Annotated in this window: 1 protein-coding gene; it reads left to right on the top strand. The window is 68.0% G+C overall.

Translation table 11 applies throughout. From position 1 onward, the window contains the following. A partial coding sequence (gene ald, locus JT720_RS13675; protein ID WP_205481871.1) for an alanine dehydrogenase occupies positions 1-1,030 on the top strand: 1,030 nt, incomplete at both ends.

Raw genomic sequence — 1,030 nt, 5'->3', positions numbered from 1 at the left:
GAACTCATCGCCGCGGGTCATGAGCTGTTCGTGGAGACGAAAGCCGGCAGCGGCATCGACTGTCCGGACAGCGCCTACCAGAAGGCCGGCGCCACCATCCTCGGCAGCGCGGAGGAAGTGTTCAAGGCGGCCGAGATGATCGTCAAGGTCAAGGAGCCGCAGCCGCAGGAGATCGCCCTGCTCGAACCGCGCCACCTCCTGTTCACCTACCTCCACCTCGCTGCCGACAAGCCGCAGGCGGAAGGGTTGATGAAGTCCGGCGCGACCTGCATCGCCTATGAGACGGTGACCAGCCGCTCGGGCGCCCTCCCCTTGCTCAAGCCGATGAGCGAGGTTGCGGGCCGCATGAGCGTGCAGGTCGGCGCCCATTATCTCGAGAAGGAACAGGGCGGCCGCGGCGTGCTGCTGGGCGGCGTGCCGGGCGTGGCTCCGGCCAAGGTCGCGATCCTCGGCGGCGGCGTCAGCGGCGTCAATGCCGCGCAGATGGCGGTCGGCATGCGCGCCGACGTCACCATCTACGACATCTCGAACGAGCGCCTGGCCGAGCTCGACATGTTCTTCTCCAGCCAGATCAAGACGGCCTATGCCTCGCGTGCCGCCATCGCCAAGGCGGTGGAGGAAGCCGAGCTGGTGATCGGCGCCGTGCTGGTCCCCGGAGCCGCCGCCCCCAAGCTCGTCACCCGCGACATGCTCAAGACCATGAAGCGCGGCAGTGTCCTCGTCGACATCGCGATCGACCAGGGCGGCTGCTTCGAGACCAGCCACGCCACCACCCACGCCGACCCGGTGTTCGAAGTGGACGGCATCATCCATTATTGCGTCGCCAACATGCCGGGCGCCGTCGCCCGCACCAGTGCCTTCGCACTCAACAACGCCACCCTGCCGTTCGCGATGAAGCTCGCCAACCTGGGCGCGACCGAAGCGATGCGCCAGGACCCGCACCTCGCCAACGGCCTCAACGTGTCGGACGGCAAGATCCGCCACCAGGCCGTCGCCGAAGCCCTCGACCTGCCGTTCGAAGCGGCGGCGT

This window comes from Sphingomonas arenae (genome assembly GCF_016924655.1).
Taxonomy (GTDB): Bacteria; Pseudomonadota; Alphaproteobacteria; order Sphingomonadales; family Sphingomonadaceae; genus Sphingomicrobium; species Sphingomicrobium arenae.
The sequence above is the reverse complement of the archived record's forward strand: the minus strand, read 5'-3'. Positions and strand labels throughout refer to the sequence as shown.